This is a genomic window from Candidatus Cloacimonas sp. (genome assembly GCA_039680785.1).
Classification (GTDB): Bacteria; Cloacimonadota; Cloacimonadia; order Cloacimonadales; family Cloacimonadaceae; genus Cloacimonas.
The window spans coordinates 75,595-94,125 of the sequence record JBDKSF010000068.1; the positions used below are offsets into that span (position 1 = coordinate 75,595).

The window sequence follows — 18,531 nt, forward strand, 5'->3', positions numbered from 1 at the left end:
TACAGCCAAATTCTGAAGTTTCCGCTTATTATATGAAAGCTTGATAGTTTGCTTGTTGTGGTTGACGAAGAAGTCAACCCTACTGTATTTTTGCAACGGGTTAAAAACCCGTCGCTGAAATCTGTCGTCCCGCTGGGACTTTTCTGACATCCTGACATTTATGCGCCGGGTTAAAACCCGTCGTTAATATCTGTCGTCCCGCGGGGACTAAATAATATGGTTTTTGTTTCAGAGGGTTAAAACCCGTCGTTAATATCTGTCGTCCCGCTGGGACTAAATAATATGGTTTTTGTTTCAGAGAGTTAAAACCCGTCGTTAGTATGTATCGTTCCTAACGGAACTTTTAGCTAACATCTTTATATTCGAGATGTTTACACCCTATTGCTATGATTGTGTCGCCCTCAGGGGCTTTTTCAAGATTGCAAAAATATTAAATGATAACGATTTTGTCTTTCATTTTTCGAGGGGCTTACGCCTCCATCGCTATAATTGTGTCTCCCACAAGGGGCTTTATTTTAAAGATGCGAGAGAAATAGAAAACAATATGTTTTACACTTTTCGAGGGGCTTACGCCACATCGCTATAAATGTTATGCTCTATTTACTATGAACATACACAGGAATATCTTTCACCCAAAGTTTATAGATGGCCTCGGGACCCAAGTCCTGCCAAAGATATGTTTCACAGGAAACAATATGCTGAGATAGGTAGGCGGAAATCCCTCCTGGCATAATAAAATAGACAGCTCCATATTCAGTTATGGCTTTCTGAACTTCAGGAGAGCGATCTCCTTTGCCGATCATAACTTTTAAACCATTTTGGAGTAAAAACGGGGTATAAATATCCATTCTTGCACTGGTTGTGGGACCTATGGCTCCACAGATATTTCCGGGTCGGATTGGACTGGGACCGCAATAAAATAAAGCAACATCAGCCAAACTGAAGGGAAGTTTTTCTCCCTTTTGCAAAATATTAACGATTCTTTTATGCGTTGCATCTCTGGCAGTATAGAGGCAGCCGGTTAACAGAACTTTGTCAGTCCTGTTTAATTTGGCAATATCAGCTGTGCTAAGAGGCAATGTAAGATCATAAGTTTTCATAAGTTAGATAATTATTTCCTTGTGCCGATGAGAATGACATTGCACATTTACCGCTACAGGCAAAGAAGCAATATGACAAGGTGCAGTTAAAATATGAACAGTTAGAGCGGTATTATTTCCTCCCAAACCCTGAACTCCGATTCCGGTATTGTTTACGCCAGCCAAAATATCCTGTTCCAAGGTGGCATATTCCGCTAATGGATTTTTACTGGTTAGGGGTTGAAATAATGCCTTTTTAGCTAAAAGAGCACAGTTCTCAAAATTACCTCCTATGCCAATTCCGATAATTAAAGGAGGGCATGCTTTGCCACCTGCCAGTTGAACTGTCTCTATGGCAAAATTTATAATTTCTTTAGGTTCAGCAGAAGGAGTGAACATTTTTAGCCGACTCATATTTTCGGCTCCGCCACCCTTTTGAGCAATTTGCAATTTCAGTTTATCACCATCCACAATGTCAATATGGATTATAGCCGGGGAGTTGGTTTCAGAATTTTCTCTCTGCAAAAGGGGGTCTTTCAAGATGGAAGAGCGCAAAAATAATTCTGAAGAGACCTTAGTGAGGGTATTATTGATAATTTGCGGTAAAGGCGGACCTTCAATAATACATTTGTTTCCAATTTCAGCAAAAACAACTAAAGTTCCCGTATCTTGGCAAAGAGGAATTTCTATTTTAGGAGCCAGTTCTATATTTTTCAGCATACAGTTTAGAATATCTCTGGCAATTTCATTCGTTTCGCCAAGAAGGGCTTTTTTTAGCAAAGTCGCTAATTCCTGATCAGGGTTAAAAGTAATGTCAGTAATGGCTTGGGAGAGTTCGGACTCAATTGTTTCACATAAAACATAGCGGTAATTCATACTCTAACCCTTTTGCCTTTTGATAAGATACTTCAATAGTAAATCCTCAATAGGAGTGTGCGTATCTACGGCATTATATTCAATTTGATGTTTGTAGCATTCTTTTTTGAGAAAGTTGGTAAAGTTATGATAATTTTCCTGATATTCCTTATGAATTTGCCAAGGGGAAACGGTTATTTTTTCTCCGGTCTCGCTATCGATGAATTGGGCTTCCCTTTTGTAATCAAACTTTTCTTCTTTGGGGTCAATTATGTGAAAAACTAATACTTCGTGGTTCCTGGCACGGAAATGTTTTAGCGCTTCCATTATCTTTTCGGGTTCATCTAAGAGATCACTGATAACGATAATCAACGAGCGTTTTTTGATTATTTCCGCAATTTGATGCAGAGGAGTTAATAAATCGGTTTGATCTTCCGCTTGCAAATCCAAAAGAGCGGTAAACAATTGAGAAGTATAGGTTCTAATTGCTTTGGGAGGATAGGCGGCAGTAATTTTGTTATTAAAGGTATAAAGTCCGGCGGCATCCTTTTGAGCAATCATCAGCCAAATTAAAGCACCGGCGAGTTTTGTGGCATATTCCATTTTGCTGTTTTTGCCGGAACTGAAAAACATTGATTTGCTATGATCTAAAAGGACATAGCAGCGCAGATTGGTTTCTTCTTCATAGCGTTTGACATAATAACGCTCAGTTTTAGCCAAAAGTTTCCAATCGAGGTCTTTTAACGGTTCGCCCGGATTATATTGTCTGTGATCGGAAAATTCAGCGCTGAAACCATGAAAAGGTGATTTATGCAAACCCACAAGGAAACCTTCCACGATGCTTTTGGCAGTTAGCTGAAATTTGTTTAGGCGGACTAATGTCTCTTCGGATAAAAGGGGCATATTATTTCTTTTTGGGCTGATAGAGCAATGCTATGGGAATTACTATGGCATACGCAATAATTAATAGAATCGGAGAAAGAGAGATTTCATTAAAGGACATAATGAAATAGCCGGCAATAAGGATTAAAGCGGCTACCAGCAAAAGGATAAAGTTAATCCTGTTTAAGTGCAGTTTGTTCTTTTTGTTGTCTTCGGTTTTCATATTTGCTCCTTATATCTTTGCCCCATAGGCAATTTATTTTATGTTTCAACACCTATGGAACCGCATTGTTTGTCAATAAAACTTTCTCTTTGTAGATAAGATAATAATATTTGGCTATAAACCAAATCGGATAATTCTTGTCTTCTTCTGTTTTCCTGATAGGGAACTGCTTCCAAGATATCAATTTCCGCTGCTATTTGATGACCGATCAGCTTGAAATAGTGTTTTAGAAAAGGCATATCTCCATACCAGAAAATGGTGTCCTGAGTGTCATTATCAATTTTTTTGCCATCAAGGGCAATGTATTTGATACAAAGTGGCAAAACAAGACATTTTGCTTTTAGGGCAATTTGAAAGAGGGATTTATGAAAGGGATGAACTGTCCTGCCATCGGTACTCGTTCCTTCGGGAAAAAGCAAGACCTTAAAACCCTGCTGAAGAGTGGCAGCGAAATTATCAATTTCAGCTGGCAGAGACACATATTTATTGCGATTGGTATATAAACAACCGCCATTACGCGTTATTTTCCCTAAAAAAGGAATTCCTCGCATTTCCGTAGAAGTAATGAACACAAATTGTTCCATAGAAGCGAGCAGGATTATATCAAGATAGGTAGTATGATTGGAAACGGCTAAATAAGCACTGTTTTGTATTTCTCGCAGGCGTTCAGGATGATTGATTTGAAGCTCTATCTTAAAAGAGCGGATAAAACTTTGGCTGATTCTGGCGTTATTGTGTAAATAACGCAGACGGCGTTTTATCTTATCCCGGGTAAAAATGCGGATAAAAGTGGCTTTTACGAAATAAATGGTAGCGAGCCATAAATGCCAAAGGAAGCAATGTAATTTCCTGAAAAACATAATTTATCCTATCCTGAAATTACCGTGTCACAAATAAAAGTATCTCATTCATTTCCGCAATTACTTTTAGTAACGGAAGTTTAAGGACTGCAGGACATTCAAGGTCTTAGATAAGTGATCCATTTATCTTTCCCTAAAATTTGATTTCTTCGCTAAAACTTCATCTTACAAACAGTCAAATCGTTCATATTAATTAAGCAGTAACAGCTTTTTGGTAAAGGACTTACCTTCCACTGATATTTTGTAATAATAAACTCCGCTGGAGCACTTTCTGTTATAGTTATCTTTGCCATTCCAAGAAAATTGATGGGAACCGTTCTTCATTGGTGCGTTAACCAGATCTTTAACTTTTTGTCCCTTAATATTATAAACGGAAAGCGAAAGCGAAGCTGATTTATTTAAATTAAAGCTAATTTGGGAGTTTTGGATTGCGGGATTGGGATAAACACTTAATGTTTGAATCGCTGGGCAAAAGACAGGATCGCTATTACCATCTGGAATATAATCATAAACATCCAATGCAGAAAGAATTATGCCTGCCAGTTCAGCTAAAGTATGTTCACCTTCTTGCACTTGCGAGAACTGAAAGGAGGAAGTAATAACTTTATAATCGTCGGTAGAGTTTAAAATTGCCAGAATCGGATTATCCGTTTCTCCATTGTTCGCTAAAAAGATTCCTGAGGCAGTTTCTTGATTAGGCAATAAGGCAAAAATAAGTGAATCGGAAGCAGCATAATTCCAGGAAAAATGGGTTTCCGGGTGATAAAGAGAAGATATATTCACGGGATCGGCAAGTTGAGCTCCCATTTTGGTATAAAGAGGTCCGTTGCTTGCATCTATATAATTCTCGCAGTAGAGTTTACCGCCTGCTTCCAGATAGCTGTTTAAGTAACTATAGGCAAAGGAAGTTGGCTCAAGTGAGGATGCCAAAATAGAATCCCCGGCAAGATAAAACACTGCCTCAAAGTTATTTATATAGTTGTAATCAGGAATAAGTTTATCGGTATAGATAACATTAAAATTAGTGAGCTGGTGAATTGCGTTAACTAAGGCAATGCCTTCATTGCCACTGGGTTCCCAAACTAAGATTTCTCCGTTCAAATTGGGTTCTTCATCCGTCCAACCAATCATCGGATCGCCAAAAAGCATAAAAGTATAAACATTTTGCAATTCAGGATAAATTATGCCTCCGGTATCCAGTGAATCACCAAAAAGATAATATTGCGTATGTAAAAGATTGGCATAAGAATGCGCGGAGCCCAAGTCAAGCTTGTTCTGACGGAAATTCTCCACAAAATGATAATTATAGCTGGAAAGTCCACCCCAACCTGGATTCAGCCAACCAATTTTATACCAACCGGTTCTGGTGGCGGCTAAAACACCCACCGCTTTTTTTATTAAGGCATATTCTGCCAGGCAGGTTTCATTGATATCCAGCATTCCATTATCACAAGAAGCGGCAAAAATTACGGTTCCATCTTGATTTTGTAAACTAATAAAACTTTGGCGATCCACCATTCCCATCCAATCCATTTCTCCGCCATCAGGAATGTTATTATGGTTAAAATCTGCCATCCAAACTTTTCGGGAAGAGGAAGTTGCACTGCCATGAGCACTCCAGTTAATAAATCCCCAGCTTTCGGCATTGATTTTGTTGCGAAGGTTGTCATAATTAACTGGTAAGTCACTGGGAAATGAAGTTACTACGCCTTCTTGTTCATACATCGTAAAATTGTTCTGCTCTGCCAAACAGGTATCACATAAATAGTCCATAAATAGTCCGCCATCGGTTGGAAGAAATCCCAGTTCCGGCTCATCTTGATAGTTGAGAAAACAGGCAGGAAGCAGATTTTTATCTTTCCAGGGCTCGCTAACTTGTTCATATTCAACGATGCGATTGGCAATAGAGGAAACCTCAGAAACCACATTGGTAGAAATGCGTCCCACAAATACCTCAGGCGTGAAGTCAATGCCATAGTCCTCATCCATATAACCGGTTGAATACTCACCTCTTCTGCCATCATTATCGGTATCCCAATCACTGCTTAAATCAGAATAAAAGAAATCGGTAGGAACTGTTTCCGCTCCATCGGGTTCCGGAGTTACATAAGCCGGGGGTATTATATCATAATCACCTGCCAAAAGTAAATAGGAAAAAGGATTTTGATTATAGGTATTTTGCAGAAAGTTGCGTAATTTTTCAGCATTATCGGTTCCCATCCCGGAAGCCAATGCTGTTGCTATATTGCAAAAGGAGACATCAATGTTTTGGGATTGGCGGAAAAAGACCAGTGCACTTAACGCATTGTAAAGCTCTGGGGTAGTTATAATTAGAAGATGGTTATTGCGTTCTTTGGAGGTATTGTACCACTGCGTAAGATATTGCGGATTGGCAAAATAATTAGCGTTTTTACAAGTGGGCGGAATTGTCCCTTTGGTTTTAGCTGAGGCAGTGTAGTTTATCAAAATCTGACAGGAGCTGTTCCAAAGCCAATTGGAACCGTTATAAACAGCTGGAAGAACGCTAAAACAGGCAAAATTAAGTTCACCCCATTTTCTTAAGCCCTGATAGCGGTAACGAGAGATAATGTTTCTCTGAAAGGGATAAGTTAATATGTGCTCGCCATCAGTAAAAGCAGGATTCACGGCAGGGGATTCACCCGGGAGAGTTTTTGCCTCCGGAAAAGTTATCTGCCAATTATCCACCACCGCATCTTTGGGTAAGAGGATATTTATTTGTTTAACAGGCAGTTGCAAAGTTCCGGGGGCGCCGGAAAAGCCATAACCCTGTTTACTTAATGAAGAGGTCGAAAGTCCATTTTCCAAAACCGGAAATTGCACCGTAGTGTTTAGAGTGGTTGCCATAATTATTAATGGCAAGCATAATAAGAGGAGACAAAGTATTTTTTTCATTGTTTTTCCTTTATGGTAATGGCCACATTATTATTTGCCAGAGGAGACGAAGTTTCCTGTGCTGTTTTTTCCGCTGATTTTGCATTTGGCTTTGCCTCAATATCAGAATTATAACCCAATCCCTTTCCCGTTACTAACACATTTATCCGATTAAACAATTGTCTGATTCGATAAAGCATAATTTTATCGGGATTTAGCTGAGCCAGCATTTTAGCAATAAGGTTATCCCAATTGATTGTTTCTTTTTTTTGAAAAAAGCCGATGGAATGTAAAACTGCCATTATGTATTTGTGAATATTGTTTATTTCTTCTTTACGGGCGGCATTGTAATATTTATTTAGGGTTTGTTGTTCTTCCACTGGCAAAGCATAAATTTCCCAAAGTGCCAAGGCAACTGCCTGAGCCAGATTTAAAGAAGGGAAATCCGGGTTTGCCATAAAGTGACAGCGAAGTGTGCAAAGTTCTGCCTCGGAATCAGTTAAGCCGTATGTCTCGCGTCCAAAAACAAGTCCTATTTTAGCATTGGGCAAATTATGCACATATTTTGCCATCTGCCGAGGACTAAGGTCTATGGGTTTGGTTTTACCCACGCGACGGGAAAAGGCAATAACTCGTTCCAGGTCTGCAACGGCATCTTTCAGAGAGGTATAAGTATTAGCATTTTCCAGAATTTGTTCACTGTGCATAGCGAGGTAGAAATCATTTTTTTCGGGAACTTTGCCTACTATGCGCAAGTCAGAAAAACAAAAATTATGCATAATTCTGGCTATGGCGCCTACATTTCCTCCGTAGATTGGTTCCACCAAAATTACAGCGATGTGGGAATATTGGGAAATGAGTTTCATATTTGTCGGGAGGAGCGATTATTCTCTGAATTGCTTACCTTGTTGTTATGAAAGTCCTTTTTCTTCTTTTTATTGATGATTCCATAAAGTTTTGATCCCATTAAAGATACTTTGGGATTAGAGTCGTTACGCCAGTCCGAAATTGTCTTTTGGGTAATATTCATAAATTCGTTGGTTTTATCTCTTCTACTGCGTTGAGAGTAGATATTAGCCAGTTTTTTCATCGTTTGCCAAAGAATACGAATACGGTTTTCGTCACCTTCCATAAGCCAGCGACGGATATTACTGTAACATTGAACAGGACGTTGCCTACCAACCTGAGTGAGGATATGGCTTACTTTTTTCTGCACTTCTTCGCTTTCGTCATCCAATAAACGAGAAACAAAAGTAAGCACATATTGAGGGTGGCGAGAAGCAATATTTTCCATTCCATGCATACTGATGGCGCGCTTTTTTTCATTATCGGATTCAGCCCAAAGAGGCATATATTCTTGCATCACATCGGGGGCTTTCTTCCAAAGTTCAAAACAGATGGTTTCTGATTCCCAGGGCACGCTTTCAAAGGTCTTTTCCACTGTTTTTACAATGATTTCAGGATGTTCCTGATGTTTATAATAGAAATAAAATAAAGCCGTAGCTCTTACGCCATAAATAAAATGCTCCAAAAGACGAATGCAAATTGCATCCAATTCACCATTTCCGGGATATTGAGCCAGGCGTTTACCCATTTCTTCACGCACAAAATAATTAGCTGTGTTTCCAGTATCTATTATTTGCTTTTCCGCCAAAGCGTATTTTCCCTTTTCTAAATTGCGGAATATTTTTTCCACTTCTGCATCAAGGATTTTATAATCATCCAGATTCAGACGACCGATTTCTTTTATCATTTAACCTGCTTTGCGACGAATATTTTTGTTCCGTCACTATAATTGATAGTGTTCTTAGCACTTGTATTCTTATATTGTTTTGGCACGAATCTAATTGTTACCCTTCCCTTGGATAGAATTTATTATACGGGATTGAGGATAATTGGGATTGATGTGTATCGCTATTAAATACACACCTATTTAACTTCTGTTATCTGTCAAGAAAAATATGCAGCTGAAAAACAAGTTCCTCCTAACGGAAATTTAAATTAGAAACCCTATAAACCCTTGATTTTTTGTACCGGCGCTCGCTGTAGCGCCGAAAAAATTAGGCGGAACGGAGTCCACCTGTACAGGGGGATTTATTTGTACCGGCGCTCGCTGTAGCGCCGAAAAAATTAGGCGGAACGGCGTCCGCCTGTACAGTGGGTTTTTTGTACCGGCGCTCGCTGTAGCGCCGAAAAAAATAAGGCGGAACGGCGTCCGCCTGTACAAATAACGGCGTCCGCCTGTACCTGAAAATTAGTGGATAATATCTATCGCGTTTTGCACTTGCCAGCGCAATGATTTTGTGTATCCTTTCTATATGAAGAGAAGTTTCCTAATCATTTTAATCGTATTGCCGATGGTTTGTTTTGCGCTTTCCGCAGAGGAAAATAGTTATCCAACAGATTATCTACTTTCCTATCCTGCAACAATTTATACCGAGGCAACGGCTCCCCTAAACTGGCAAAAAGCAAATTGGCTACAGGCAAGCGTCATAATTTTAACAGCAGGGAGTTTATATTTTCTGGATGACGAATTGCGTGAGCTCTATCAACGCAACCGAACTGAATTTACCGATAATATTTTTACGGGCGCAAAGCAATGCGGAGAGGTGAAAATTGTGCTTCCAGCTTTAGCCATAACCACTTTAGGAGGGTATCTTGCCCAAAATGAAAAGATTACCGACACGGGTTTGCTGTGTTTAAAAAGTTCTGTTTTGGCTTTATCAGTTACGCAAATCCTCAAGATGGCTTCGCAAAGGCAAAGGCCTTTAAAAGACCAAGGCGAACAATTTTGGAACGGAAGCAAATTTTCGTTTCACAATGATAGTTTTCCTTCCGGGCACTCAACTTTGGTTTGGAGCATAGCACCCATCATAGCAGAAGCGAATCAACCAATAAAATGGATTCCACCCACGGTTTATGTAATGGCAACTTTAACTTCGTTATCCCGCCTGAACGATGATCAGCATTGGACCAGCGATGTTTTTACCGGAGCGGTAATTGGATATGTAACGGCAAAATTAACATTAAAAACCACTCCTCATTGGCAGCTAAGTTATTATCAACAGGGGCAGGGAGTTTCCGTTCTTTATCGTTTCTGAGCAGATACCCGCTATTTTACTTCCCCTCCAATCCCAAACCAATTTTCAGGCAGATGCCCAAAAGTTATCAGGAACTGCATATATTTTCTAAGTTGCTTTTCCCCTGCCAATTACGCTTATGCCTCGCCTCATCCACTCCTCCTCTTCCCCTCCTTTGCTCCTCGTTTAGGAGGAGAGGAAGGGGAGCAAATAAGGAGAAGTAGATAGGAAGATAGTAAGACAAAAGCTGGGAAGGGAAGCGAAATCAGCTAAAGTTAAAGTTCTCTCTAAAATAAATAACAAGCGTCCATCCTATTACTGGAATAAAAATTGCATATAATATTAAGAAAGGTTTTTGTTTTTCAGAAAGTAAAGAGGAGGAAAGGAAAATGAAACGCCTTGTTCTATTATGCGTGCTTTTTACCGCAATATCCTTCGCTGGGGCAAATCCCATTGTGGAAAATTTAATCAGCAGATTCTGGTTTGAAGAAGATAATGTGCTGAAGATTGAATTAAGCAGATTTTTCCACTACTATAACATTGAAACGGTAACTTATCTGGATGCCGAGGACTCACTTACCTTTGTTATTACTCCAGATTCTTTGGAGTTTCATCTCATTCAAATTCCGGAAAGTTGTAATACACCTGCTCAAGGATATTTTACGCTACGAGCTGCAGAATTAACTGATGATACGGTTCATTGGGGAGAGGGCTTGGAAAATGATTTAAGCCCCTTATACGATACTCAATGTGCAATTCAAATGCTTTATGATAATTTTAATGGTGATAATGTTTATGGTTGGGCAAAAGATATTTCACCTTCGGTTTGCAGTTCACAATATTGTTCTGCCAGATTCACTCTCCAAGTGATATGTACTGATTTAAGCGGTTTACCGGTTGCCGGTGTTTCTGTTTTTCACAGTCAATCCGGTTGGGGTGAATTTAATAATCCGATTATAACTAATGCGGAAGGCATTGCCACAGATGATTTATGGCCTATGAAAACGCGGTTTTGGGTAAAAAATCCCCTTAATGATGAAACGGTGTTTGATACCCTGTTTTTTGCCGAACCCTCGGAACTTAAGACCTTTTCGGTGCAATTGCCAATTTCCGTAGAGGATAGTGTTTTGCCCTCTGCTACCGGTAAACTGATCATAAATCCTTCCGTGCTGAATATGAATTCCGGAAAGGCATTACATATTGTTTATGGCCAAAAGATTTCCGGTAAGGCAGAACTGATTTTATATGACCTCAAAGGACGCAAACTTGCCGCAACAAAATACACAAAAAAGGAAGTGGATTGGCTGCTTCCCAAGCTTGCCAACGGTATATATTTTGTCCGTTTAACGAACGATGGCAAAGCATTGGGAACGGCTAAACTGATCGTCATCAAGTGAAATATGTAGTTCTATCTATTTTAATAATCGGCATAACAGCCCTTTCGGCACTTAGCTTTGAGGCGGAAGAATTAAATTTTACCCTCCAAAAAGAGAGGTGGGAAATGGAGGGCTTATATTATTTTGCCAATTACGATACCATTGCTGTTGCCCAATTAATTTATTTTCCGATTCCGGTGGATAGTGTTTGTTTGCCGGCAACCCTAAAAAAAATAGCCATTCAGGAAGGGAAAGATGCCAAAGTAACAATGAAAAAACAGACCCAGAACGGTTTTTCTTTTTCACTTTCTTTGCCCGCAAAGTCATTTTGCTCCGTGCAAATTATCTATACTCAGGCACTGAAAGGAAATTATGCCAAATATATTATTACTTCAGCAAATGCTTGGGGCAGACCTTTACCTTATGCAAAATATACTCTCAGAAAAGGAAAGAAGGTGGAAATAACCGCTCTGCCTTTTCCGGTTCAGAAACGGAAAAAAGATAGTTATACCTGGGAATTTTACGATTTTGTGCCCGATAAGGACATAGCAGTGCATTTTGTGGCCAAGCAAAATAACAAGGAAAAATGAAGTGCACGGATTAACTCAGATTATTATGCTTAAGCTCTTTTGGCTTAATAAGTTACCATAAGTTGAGCAGAAACTGAAGGGAAAGGCCAAAGTGCGAGTAATGAGCAAGGTTAAAAAAGCATTTGACATATAATCAAATAATCAGGATTAGACGCACAATGAAATTTAATGGATCGGGAAGATATGAAAATATTAGTATTAAATTGCGGTAGTTCCTCTATTAAATATCAGCTTATTGATATGCAAACAGAGAACTTAATGGCAGAGGGCATTGTAGAAAAAATCGGGGAAGATATTGCGCTTTTTACCTTTAAAAGTAGCAAATACACGAAAAAGAAACGCGAAATGGTGATTGATAATCATGAACAGGGTTTGCAACTTATTTTGGAAGCGCTGATTGATCCGGCCACTGGCGTTCTGAATGAACTAACGGAAATAGATGCAGTAGGCCATCGTTTGGTGCATGCCGGAGAACATTATTCCGATGCGGTGAAAATTACTGATAATGTGGTAGAAGTGATGGAAGAATGTATATCTCTGGCGCCACTGCATAATCCTGCCAATTTGAAAGGCATAGAAGCAGTAAAAAATAAAATGCCGGAATGTCCTCAATGCGGTGTTTTCGATACTGCTTTTCATCAAACAATGCCCGCTATGGCATATTTGTATCCCTTACCGCTGGAATTTTATACTAACTATAAAATTCGGCGTTACGGTTTTCATGGAACCAGCCACAAATATGTAAGCTTTAAAGCGGCGGAATTTTTACACCGTCCGTTGACGGATATGAAAGTGATAACCTGTCATCTTGGTAACGGAGCTTCCATTTCTGCCATCAAAAATGGTAAATCAATAGATACTTCAATGGGTTTTACTCCCTTAGAGGGCTTGATGATGGGAACCCGTTGCGGAGACATTGATCCTGCCATTCCGATACATATGCAACAACAGCTTGGACTTACAGTGGAAGAAGTGAATAACATATTAAATAAAAAAAGCGGTATGCTGGGTTTGAGTCATATTTCCAATGATATGAGGGAAATTGAAAGCGAAGTATTGGAAAAAAATAATCCCAAGGCGATTATGGCGTTAAATGTATATTGCTACCGCATAAAAAAATACATCGGCAGCTATTTTGCCGCTCTGAACGGACTTGATGTTTTGGTTTTTACCGGCGGAGTAGGTGAAAATATGCCGATTGCTCGTGATATTATCTGCCGGGATATGGAAGCGCTCGGCATAAAGATTAACCTGGAAGAAAATGCCAAACATAGTGATGATATCCAAGTTTTAAGTTCAGCCGAAGCAAAAGTAATCGTGCTAAAAATACCAACTAATGAAGAGCTGATGATAGCTCGCGAAACAGAAAACATATTAAGGCAGGAAAAATGAATGCGTTGAGCCAATCGTTTTATCGAATCTTGTTTGATCAATCCCCTGTGTCTTTGTGGGTAGAAGATTTCAGAGAAATTAAAAGTGAAGTTCAGAAACTTAAGCAGGATGGAATTGAAGATCTGCGTAAATACCTGACGGAGAATCCTGAAAAATTCGATGACTTGTTAGACAAACTGAAAGTAGTAGATGTGAATAATACTACTCTGCGTATTTATAAGGCAGTGAATAAACGGGAGTTGCTGGATAATCTGCAGCTTATTTTTAAAGATGAAGCGCATAATGTTATGTTGGATTCGATCTTAGCGGTGGCAGAAGAGAAGGAATATTTTCAGGGGCAGGGCATTAACTATGACCTGAAAGGTAACAAACTCTATTTTAACATTTCTTGGAATATTCCTTTGGGCGAGCAAAAGGACTATGAAAGTGTAATTGTAGCTATGCAGGATATTACGAATCTTACTTTAACCAGCAACGAATTGGAAGAACGCGAGGCATTATTTCGCTGTATTTTTGAACAGTCCTCGGATGGAATGATGCTGTTCCAAAAAGACGGTAAAGTGATTATGGCTAATGATACGATTGAGGAACATTTCGGTATTCCTGCCAATAAAATAATCGGTGAATATATCTGGAATATCTACAAAGAATTCAGTCAAATTGTAACTTTCGAACAATCAGACCTGATGAATAAAGAAAATGTTCTAAGAATCCTATCTGAACCTAACGAAGCATTTATGGAAATGGAATATTCCTTTACGGACAACCACCACAAAATTCATGCTCGCAAACAAACGATTTTACCCATCTCTACAACTAAAGGAGATATATTTGCCTATATTTCCACAGACCTAACTCCTGCTTACCGTTCGGAAAAAGTAACCTCCATTCTGCATCAAATAAGCCATGCGGTAAATATTACGGAATCGTTGGAAGATTTATTTCAAATTATACATAAGGCAATTAGCACGATAATTGACGCCACCAATTTTTATATTGCCCTCTACGATGAAAAGAGCAATCTGATTACTTTTCCCTATCTGGTGGATGAAATGGAAGAAAGTAATTTTCCCGTTGTGGCTGATGATAGCCAATCATTAACAGCACAAATAATTAGCGAAGCCAAAACACTGTTGCTGGATAGCAAAGAAATTGAAAGAAGGGTAAAAACTACTGGACTGGTGGGAGTTGAATGCAAAAACTTTTTGGGTATTCCCCTAATCCTTTCCGGAAAAGTGCTCGGCGCTTTAGTGGTGCAATCTTATCAAGATATCGATCTCTATGATGAAGAAGATAAATTGCTGCTGGAATCAATCTCTGAACAGATAGCTTTCGCTTTGCATAAAAAGCAGGCGGATGAAAACATCAAAATCTTGGTTCAGGCAGTGGAACAAGCAGGTGAAGGCATCGTTATCTTCACGCCGGAAGGAGATATTCAATATGTAAATTCCATCTTTGAGAAAATAACCTCTTACCGCAGAATTGAGCTGTTGGGCAAACCTTTTGAATATCTTCCTTTAAAATCCAACAACAATTTGGAAATTAAACAATCCTGGATGCGGGTTCGTTCTTCTCAGCCGTGGAGCGGAAAAGTTGATATGGTTCGTAAAGATGGTTCAACCGCTACTTTGGATATGGTGGTAAAACCTGTGATTGATAATGAGGGACGCCTCTCCAGTATCGTTGCCAGCTGTAAAGACATTACTTATGAAATTTTACAGGAAGAACAAATGAAGAGGACTCAACGGCTGGAAGCTCTCGGTCGTTTAACTGGAGGCATCGCTCACGATTTTAATAATATATTAAGCGCCATCATTGGCTATACTGAACTGGCTGCCGATGATTTACCTCCCGAAAGCGATGCTGCAATGAATTTGCTGGAAGTATTAAAATCATCCACTCGCGCCAAAGAAATGATTCACCAGCTGATATCTTTTTCTCGTCAGGAAGAATCTAAATCGGAAGTAATAGAATTAGTGGATCATGTAAAAGAATCGGTGCGTTTTCTGAAGTCCTTTTTACCTCATTCCATAGAAATAAGAGAAAGGTATGCGGCTGATAAAAGTACCGTTTGGGCGGTTCCCAGCCAGATTCATCAGATTGTAATCAATTTGGGCACGAATTCTATGCATGCCATTAAAAGAGATGATGGTTACATAGATGTTTCCGTTGAGCCAGTTGCTTTTCGCAGCAGTGATATGCAGATGTTTCCTGAACTTGAACAAAGCCAATATCTGAAAATATCCGTGAGTGATAATGGAACTGGTATTGAGCCCTCCATTATAGACCGGATTTTTGATCCCTATTTTACTACTAAAGGTGCCACCGATGGAACCGGTTTGGGACTTTCCATCGTGCATAGCATAATTCAGTCACACCATGGAGCTATCAGAGTGGATAGTAAACCCGGAATCGGAACCACTTTTGATATCTATCTTCCTCTGTATATACAGGAACAAGCTAATCAGGAAGGAATGGAAGAAGACGAAGAAATTGATTATAGCGGCACAGAGACCCTTATGTTCGTAGATGACGAACCAAGCTTAGTTTCCGTGTTCAGACAGGGTATGATGCGTTTGGGCTATAAAGTTGAGGGCTTTACAGATCCCCGTAAAGCACACGAATATTTTACTAAAAATCCCAATGCCGTGGATATCGTGATTACGGATACTACGATGCCTTATATGAATGGCGTAGATTTGGCTGCCAAACTGATGTCCATCCGCCCCGATATTCCCATTATAATTTGCACCGGTTTTACCACCTTAATTTCGATGGAAGAAGCAAGACAGCGGGGAATTCGTGATTTCATAATGAAGCCCTTCAAGATTAGAGATATCGCCACTCGGATCAGAGAAATATTGAATTTTGACAAGAGTAATAACGATGCGCCTGGATCTCTTGCTGAATAAACTCTGCCTTACCAAAACTCGCTCCATAGCTAAAACTGCTTGCGATAAGAACTTGGTATTGGTAAACAATAAACAGGCAAAAGCGGCAACCGATGTAAAAGAAGGAGATATTATTATCTTTCGGCTCTATAATGCGGAACACGAAATCCGGATCACTAAAATTCCGGAAGGCAATGTAGCTAAAAAGGACACTACAAAATATTACGAGATGTTACGCAAAGAAGATCTTTCCTGAAAACAGGAGTATATTAAGTTGTTTTTATAAGTTGCTGACGCTTTTTGCGCTAAAAAAAGGATTGATAGCTTGCACAAATGCTATGTTATATTGCTCTTATTGCTTATCGGAGGATGCCTCTGTGCAAATTACACTCTGCAATTAAAGACCAATAATCTTGCCGTTTATGCTCGCAATCCTGTTTCCGAACCGCTGAAAACTATGCTGCAAGCGCTGGATGGTAACATAGATTCGTTTCAGATGAATTTGGGTGTATATATCGACTATCCTGCCCCTCTTTTCCTAATGGAAAGTAATGAAGAATATCAAACTCTTGCTCTGGGAAAGGCAAAAATAGTGGAATTCAGCGACGCTTTCTATAACGGAACCGAAAAAAGAATCTATGTGCGCCCCCTTGTTTCCATTCAGGAAAATCACCGTAAAGTGCTAATGCATGAATATATTCACTGGTATCTGGAACAGATATTTTATCAGACGCCACTGTGGTTTCACGAAGGGATGGCAGTATATTATTCCAGACAATCAGATTTTGAACATTATGTTTATTTTCTGCAACAAAGCTTTTTCGGTAAACAAAGTGACCTGTTTCGGCTAAGCTATAACTATCCTGAAAAAAAGGAAGATTGGTCACTTTTTTATTTGTCTTCCAGTATGGCAGTTCGCTATATGAACGAAAAAAATACGGAAAAATGGCAGAAATTTTGGGAACAAGCGGCGGAAAATAAAAGAAGTGGTATGCAAACCGCTTTCCCCGATTGTTTTACGATAACTTATAATACCTCTCTTTACGATTTTCATAAGAACTTTGCCAAATATGTAAAGCATTTAAGCTATCAGTATTTATTCTGGAGCATAAACGCTCTTTTGGCTATGATTTTACCTGTAGTGGTAATTATTGCCTGGCGAATTAGGAAAAAAAGACAGGCAGCGCTACCCGATTTGCCGTTACCCGAAGATGAAACATAAAACTATAGCCAGAGCTTGCCAAAACTGCGTTAATGGTATCGTAAACACGATTTTCTCGCCGTTCCCTGCAATCCGAATTGGATAACTATGGAAAATCTCCAAACCCATCCCTATAAACCTTTTCTACCTGCAGAGGCAAATACCTTACTTTTAGGCAGTGCCCCTCCCTATCGTTTTTGTACCGGAAATGTCAATGACCTGAAAAATAAGGATATTAACTATTATTATGGTAGCAACAGCAACCTGCTTTGGGATATTCTGTTTTTGGCTCTTGAACCCGAAAATAAGGATAGTATATCTTCTTTAAGGACATTAGAGAATGATAGGGAAAGCAGAACTGCTTATCAGGTGGAATTTATGCAGAACTTTCTCTCCAAATACAAACTTGGAATGGCAGATATTCTGTTACGCTTCACTCGCCAAGGAACAAGCGCCGCGGATTTTAAACTGCAGGTTTTGGAATATCAGGATATTTGGGCAATTTTGCAGAGCCGCCCCACTCTCGAAAAAATTCTCTGCACCAGCAAAAACAGAGTTCATTATTGGTTAGTGGACTACCTCCAGCAAAAAGAAAAACTGGGCTTAGTGAAACTGGACGAAAACCAAACCAAACTAATCCTGCCAATTGATGTTCAGAGAGAAATAAAGATAGGCATTTTGCCTTCTCCTTCGGCAAGAAGTGTGATGCGTTTTGCCAATAAAGAGGATTGCCTGCATCAGATAGCCAAAATTTACGCGCAAGAATTTAAAAGCTAAAGCTACGCCTTTTACCAATCAAGAAATCAAGCAGTGAATCAGCATATACAAAGCAAGAAATCAAGCAGCAAATCAGCATATACAAAGCAAGATATCAAGCAGTGAATCAGCATATACAAAGCAAGCAATCAAGCAGTGAATCAGTATATACAAAGTAAGAAATCAAGCAGTGAATCAGTATATACAAAACAAGATATCAAGCAGCAAATCAGCATATACAAAGCAAGAAATCAAGCAGTGAATCAGCGTCATTTACGATGTAATAGTCATTACTCTAATATATGGCTGGGTTTCACCTTTCCACTTTTTCACTTTTCCACCCTTCCACCTCTCGACTTCTCGACCCCCTGACCTCTCGACTTTTACACCTTTCCACCTTTTTCGGCGGAACGGCGTCCGCCGCTACCTAAAACTATCACTGGGTTTTACCTCT

16 protein-coding genes are annotated in these 18,531 nt (G+C 39.4%); 8 read left to right on the forward strand and 8 right to left on the reverse strand.

Annotated features, from left to right (window positions below):
- Positions 1–596 precede the first annotated feature (596 nt).
- The 8 genes from ABFC98_04580 to ABFC98_04615 all read right to left on the reverse strand — a co-directional run bounded on the left by ABFC98_04580 (position 597) and on the right by ABFC98_04615 (position 8,544).
- Entirely contained in the window at positions 597–1,100 is a 504-nt protein-coding gene (locus ABFC98_04580; protein MEN6445301.1) for a FumA C-terminus/TtdB family hydratase beta subunit, read from the reverse strand.
- A 3-nt stretch (positions 1,101–1,103) separates the two neighbouring features.
- Positions 1,104–1,955, reverse strand: coding sequence for a fumarate hydratase (locus ABFC98_04585; GenBank protein MEN6445302.1), 852 nt, complete (start codon positions 1,953–1,955; stop codon positions 1,104–1,106).
- A 3-nt stretch (positions 1,956–1,958) separates the two neighbouring features.
- Positions 1,959–2,837 carry a DUF58 domain-containing protein gene (locus ABFC98_04590; GenBank protein MEN6445303.1) on the reverse strand — a complete coding sequence of 293 codons (879 nt, stop codon included), beginning with the start codon at positions 2,835–2,837 and terminating at the stop codon, positions 1,959–1,961.
- Between the two features lies 1 nt (position 2,838).
- On the reverse strand, positions 2,839–3,039 hold the full coding sequence (locus tag ABFC98_04595) for a hypothetical protein (GenBank protein ID MEN6445304.1): 201 nt from the start codon (positions 3,037–3,039) through the stop codon (positions 2,839–2,841).
- A 38-nt stretch (positions 3,040–3,077) separates the two neighbouring features.
- Entirely contained in the window at positions 3,078–3,899 is an 822-nt protein-coding gene (locus tag ABFC98_04600) for a lysophospholipid acyltransferase family protein (protein ID MEN6445305.1), read from the reverse strand.
- Positions 3,900–4,088: 189 nt separating this feature from the next.
- Positions 4,089–6,812, reverse strand: a complete 2,724-nt coding sequence (locus ABFC98_04605; GenBank protein MEN6445306.1) for a C25 family cysteine peptidase — start codon at positions 6,810–6,812, stop codon at positions 4,089–4,091.
- Entirely contained in the window at positions 6,809–7,657 is an 849-nt protein-coding gene (locus tag ABFC98_04610) for an RNA methyltransferase (GenBank protein ID MEN6445307.1), read from the reverse strand. The genes ABFC98_04605 and ABFC98_04610 overlap by 4 nt, the downstream gene beginning before the upstream one ends.
- Positions 7,654–8,544: a DNA alkylation repair protein gene (locus tag ABFC98_04615; GenBank protein MEN6445308.1), complete on the reverse strand. Its 891-nt coding sequence runs from the start codon at positions 8,542–8,544 to the stop codon at positions 7,654–7,656. Before ABFC98_04615 ends, ABFC98_04610 begins: the two co-directional genes overlap by 4 nt.
- Before the next feature lie 565 nt (positions 8,545–9,109).
- On the opposite strand from ABFC98_04615, the gene ABFC98_04620 reads away from it, so the two are divergent.
- From ABFC98_04620 to ABFC98_04655, 8 genes are all read left to right on the forward strand, one after another.
- Positions 9,110–9,892 (forward strand): phosphatase PAP2 family protein, encoded by a 783-nt coding sequence (locus ABFC98_04620; protein MEN6445309.1) that lies wholly within the window; start codon positions 9,110–9,112, stop codon positions 9,890–9,892.
- A 368-nt stretch (positions 9,893–10,260) separates the two neighbouring features.
- Positions 10,261–11,268: a T9SS type A sorting domain-containing protein gene (locus tag ABFC98_04625; GenBank protein MEN6445310.1), complete on the forward strand. Its 1,008-nt coding sequence runs from the start codon at positions 10,261–10,263 to the stop codon at positions 11,266–11,268.
- Entirely contained in the window at positions 11,265–11,837 is a 573-nt protein-coding gene (locus ABFC98_04630; GenBank protein MEN6445311.1) for a hypothetical protein, read from the forward strand. Before ABFC98_04625 ends, ABFC98_04630 begins: the two co-directional genes overlap by 4 nt.
- Before the next feature lie 183 nt (positions 11,838–12,020).
- Positions 12,021–13,229: an acetate kinase gene (locus tag ABFC98_04635; protein ID MEN6445312.1), complete on the forward strand. Its 1,209-nt coding sequence runs from the start codon at positions 12,021–12,023 to the stop codon at positions 13,227–13,229.
- Entirely contained in the window at positions 13,226–16,141 is a 2,916-nt protein-coding gene (locus ABFC98_04640) for a PAS domain S-box protein (protein MEN6445313.1), read from the forward strand. Before ABFC98_04635 ends, ABFC98_04640 begins: the two co-directional genes overlap by 4 nt.
- Positions 16,116–16,376 (forward strand): S4 domain-containing protein, encoded by a 261-nt coding sequence (locus tag ABFC98_04645; protein MEN6445314.1) that lies wholly within the window; start codon positions 16,116–16,118, stop codon positions 16,374–16,376. The genes ABFC98_04640 and ABFC98_04645 overlap by 26 nt, the downstream gene beginning before the upstream one ends.
- Positions 16,377–16,466: 90 nt before the next feature.
- Positions 16,467–17,342 (forward strand): hypothetical protein, encoded by an 876-nt coding sequence (locus ABFC98_04650; protein MEN6445315.1) that lies wholly within the window; start codon positions 16,467–16,469, stop codon positions 17,340–17,342.
- 87 nt (positions 17,343–17,429) lie between these two features.
- Entirely contained in the window at positions 17,430–18,098 is a 669-nt protein-coding gene (locus ABFC98_04655; protein MEN6445316.1) for a uracil-DNA glycosylase family protein, read from the forward strand.
- Positions 18,099–18,531: the final 433 nt, after the last annotated feature.